Origin of the sequence: uncultured Kiloniella sp. (assembly GCF_937128705.1) — a bacterium.
In the GTDB taxonomy this organism is placed as follows: Bacteria; Pseudomonadota; Alphaproteobacteria; order Kiloniellales; family Kiloniellaceae; genus Kiloniella.
In genome coordinates this window covers 1-4694 of sequence record NZ_CAKZMP010000137.1, presented here as the reverse complement: position 1 = coordinate 4694, position 4694 = coordinate 1, and the positions used below count along the sequence as shown (strand labels likewise).

Annotated in this window: 3 protein-coding genes; all 3 read left to right on the top strand. The window is 43.9% G+C overall.

The features are described 5' to 3' along the window. Positions 1-633 (top strand): glycine betaine ABC transporter substrate-binding protein (locus tag Q0241_RS07620; protein WP_299375553.1); only part of this gene is annotated, 633 nt, incomplete at its 5' end. 45 nt (positions 634-678) lie between these two features. Beyond that, positions 679-2691: an ATP-binding protein gene (locus Q0241_RS07615; protein WP_299375550.1), complete on the top strand. Its 2013-nt coding sequence runs from the start codon at positions 679-681 to the stop codon at positions 2689-2691. 188 nt (positions 2692-2879) lie between these two features. Beyond that, the coding region (locus Q0241_RS07610) for a histidine kinase dimerization/phospho-acceptor domain-containing protein (RefSeq protein WP_299375546.1) at positions 2880-4694 on the top strand (1815 nt) is incomplete at its 3' end.

Here is a 4694-nt window from a genome sequence, read left to right as displayed (position 1 = left end):
GATGCAAAAACGCGCGAAGAATGGTGGTACCCCAGCTATGTTGAGCAACTTTGCCCAGGACTACCCGACTGGAAAGCTCTAAAGAAATGCGCCTCCCTCTTTTCTGATAGCTCGACAGCCCCACAAGGCAGATATGTTGCTGGTCCATGGGAAAAACCAGAAAAGGCACGTATCAGAGCGCTTGAAATGGATTTCACTGTACGTCCGGTAAAACAAGCCGATGATCTGTGGGTTGAATTGGAAAAATCTTATAAAAACAAAGAACCGATTGTGCTGTTTAATTGGAGCCCCAATTGGGTCGAAGACCGATACGACGGTAAATTTGTAGAGTTCCCGAACTATAGCGCAGAATGCGAAACTGACCCTGCTTGGGGGGTTAACCCCAAACGAATTCACGATTGCGGCAACCCAAAAGACGGGTGGCTCAAAAAGGTCGCTTGGGTCAAAATGGAAATCACATGGCCCTGTGCCTATGCCGTTCTCAACGATATGAATTTTACCAATCCAATGATCAGTCAGGTTGCCGCACTTGTTGATGCAGACGGAATGACGCATGACCAAGCCACCAATCGTTGGATTGATAAGAACCAGGAGTTACAAAAATCGTGGGGCAATCAGTCTTGCGGAAAATGACAGCAACTTCTTGTTCCAAAATATATAATATTTTGAGCAGATAACGTGTCGACGAAAGATCCACGCCCCCCAAAGCTTCAAAGACGGCTTGCTTCCAAAGTTGCAAGATCTGTCATTTTTGTCGCCCTTGTCATCGGATTGATGATGAGTACGATTGTTGCTTATCTGGACCTGAAAGAAACGAATAATAATTTCAGGAAAACCGTTGCACAGGTGATCAAAACAGCCCACGAACCAGCTGCTAGATCTGCCTATAATGTGAACGATGACTTAGCTGGTGAAGTTGCAAACGGCCTCATGGAATATAAATCCATTATATCCGTGACAATTCTGGATGACTTGCACAATACACTTACAAGCAGATCCCGCATTCACGAAGCATCGCCACATCGCTGGATTGCAAACAATGGATTTGGCGGACTACAATCCTTTGAGGTAGAACTGCGAACCATTGATGACCCCGAAGTTACAGCAGGGTACTTACAAGTCATAGCAGACCCCATAAATGTCGCAGAAGAGTTCATCCAGAGGGTCGCGCTAGAAGCCTCGGTCATCATACTACAGAGTCTTATTATTGCGGGTATATTTTCGTTTATTTTTTATCGATTGCTGATTGGTCCTTTACAAAACATCTCTCACGCGCTGGCCGCAACGGACCCCGATGCCCCGTTACAAACACAACTGGCTGTGCCAAAGAAAAACCACGGCGACGAGCTTTATGTGTTGGCAGAATCAGGAAACCGACTTTTACAATCAATTTCCAAACGTATCCAGGAACGCGACACGGCAGAATCAGACCTTAGAAAAGCAGCGGAATCATTAGAGCAACGAATTATAGACAGAACAGTTGAGCTGGAAAAACAATTTGAGGCAGCCCAAGCGGCCAGTAAAGCCAAGCAAGAATTCCTCGCGTCTATGAGCCATGAAATAAGAACCCCGATGGCCGGGGTGCTTGGTCTGGCAGATATGCTATTGGACGACAGTATAACACCGGACACACGTGAAAAAGTTGAAAAAATAAAAGAAACGACCCAGTCGCTACTTGTCATCATTAACGATATTCTTGACCTGTCGAAAATTGATTCAGGTAAACTCAAGCTGGAAAATATAGATTATCAATTACGCCATGAGCTCAACAAAACCATAGAAATTGTTGAACAATCTGCCCGGCAAAAATCTCTAAAGCTGAATATTGAAATAGAAGATAAAATTCCTAACAACCTGCACGGTGATCCTACCCGTCTACGACAGGTCCTCATTAATCTGCTGGGCAATGCCATCAAGTTCACTGAAAAGGGGGGCGTAACACTTTCAGCCCGACAACTAACCGAAAATCAAGACAAAGCGTGGCTTGTCATTAGTGTCACAGATACCGGCATCGGTATTCCTGACAATCGGTTAAAAGAAATATTTGATGAATTTACCCAGGCAGATGCCTCAATTTCCCGCCGTTACGAAGGAACCGGGTTAGGTCTTGCGATATCAAAGCGTCTAGTTGATGTCATGAATGGCAGCATCGAGGTTTCGTCAGAGGAACACAAAGGCACTATTTTTGAAATCAAGATTCCCTTAAACAAATCAAACAAAGAAGCGGCTGCACCTGTGCAAAAAAATGTAGCAGCCATTTACGAAACACGCCGCAATCTATCAATTCTGGCGGTTGATGATAATCCCCTCAACTTGCGTATTATTTCAGTACTTATGGGGAAATATGGACATCACGTTAAACAAGCCGATACTGGAAAAAAAGCCGTCGACATATTATCTGATCCCGCGCAAGATAATATTGATCTTGTTCTAATGGATATCCGTATGCCGGAAATGAGTGGCCCCGAAGCAACAAGAATTATTCGGGATTTGGAAGGCAGTATTGCCAAGGTTCCCATCATTGCCCTTACTGCTGACGTTGTCGAAGATCATGTCAACGAATATTTAGAAGCCGGCATGAACGCATTTGTTGCAAAACTAATAAACCCGGGCGTGCTTCTTGAAGAAATGAATAATGTCATGCAGGAAATAATCCACGAGCCCGTCACAGAGAAAGAGCAAAGCGCCTAAGACTGCTCTTATCTGATCAACCTTTATCTGTAGGCAAGATGGAAACTATCTCATGATGTGTAAAAAACAGATCGAATCACACCTGTTGACACTGTTCCCAATCGGTTCCTTATACCATTTTATTGGTATTAACTGTGCTTTAATGACAAAGTCTTAGGATATACGATACGGGAATCAGGTGCTTTTATATGTCGATCCGTGTTCGGGTTATTATCATCTTTACCCTTCTTATGGTGTTGCTGGGGGCGACAACCATTACCCTTGGGTTAATATATAACAATTCGACAGAATTAACCCAAAAAGAACGACAACGCCAAGAAGCCTTAAAACTCGCTGATCAACTTCGTCAATCATCTGACGATTTAACACGCATGGCACGAAGTTATGCCGTAACAGGGGAACAGCGTTTCAAACAATACTTCAATGATATTCTAAGCATTCGAAATGGGGGAAAACCAAGACCCAAAAATTACACTCGCATCTATTGGGACTTTGTTATTTCCGGACAGACGAGTACGGATGCTCCGAAACCAGCAGCATCCCTTTTATCACTGATCCAAGCTGTGGGCGTTAGTGAAAAAGAACTTCATTTTCTGGAAGAGGCCAAATCAAATTCCGACGAACTTGTGTTTCTTGAACGTAAAGCGTTTGCTGCACTTAATGGCCTGTTCGCAGATAAAAACCGAAACCTGGCCCGTAAGGCCCCGCCAGACCCTCAGCTTGCAGCAGATATTTTGTTCAGTGATGCCTATCACGTTGCCAAAGCCAAAATTATGCGCCCTATAAATAACTTCCAGAGAGAAATCGATCAGCGGACAGCAAACGAAGTTGCTATGATCGAAAATAAAATCAACCAGTTAACAATTCTTGCTGCTATTTTGGTTATATCCACAATCTTCTTTGTCCTGATTAGCTACTTTCACATGCAAAGCAAATTAATCAGTCCGATCCTTTACCTTGCAGAAGTTAGTAATGAAATCAGAGGCGGTAATTTAGACGTCAGACTTGGCGATACAAATGCAGACGAAATCGGTCAGCTCGGGGTTAGCTTTAATGCCATGCTCGACAAAATTCAGGAAAGCCTAGCATCACTGCACAGCGAGATATCAACCCGCCAAGAGCTTTCTGAACGATTTGATAACCAGAATTTTAACCTGCTACGCGCTCAACGGGTTGCCAAGATGGGGCACTGGTTTTGGGATTTAGCAAACGGGTACGAAGAATGGTCTGAAAACCTGCCAAGTGTATACGGACTTCCGGCAACCGCAAAGCCCGGGTACGACACATTTATTGGCTGTGTACATCCAGATGACCGAGAACGCGTCGAAAGAATTCAGGGTGAAAACCTCGAACAGGGGACAAATTTTTCACTCGCCTATCGTGTGGTTCATCAAAATGGTGAAGTCCACCACGTGATTAGCCACAATAATCTGAATTGTGATCTTACGGGAAAAGTTCTTCAGGCCACTGGACTGGTTCAGGATGTAACTGAATTAAAACGTGCTGAAGAGAAACTGGAAGGCTCAAAAAGAGAAGTAGAAGAACTCAATCGCAACCTTGAAACCAAAATCAAACAACGCACCAAAGCACTAGAAAAAGCGAAGGACGACGCAGAAACGGCCAACTCTGCAAAATCTGATTTTCTGGCAACCATGAGCCACGAAATCCGCACGCCTTTGAACGGCATCATTGGTATGACTCAGCTACTCAAAAATACAGAGCTAAACATTGATCAGGAACATAAAATCTCAACACTGATTTCTTCCAGCCAAAGTCTATTGGAAATTATCAATGACGTACTGGATATGAGCAAAATCGAAAGCGGTGCACTGGAACTAGAAAGCAGAATTTTTGATCTAACCGAAATGCTCCCCCCCCTTAAAGCAACCTTTGGCGCACTCGCTGAAGAAAAGGGTATCAAATTTGTTACCGAAATTGACCTACACGATCACAAGCTGGTTTACAGTGATCAGACACGCTTGCGCCAAATATTAAATAACTTA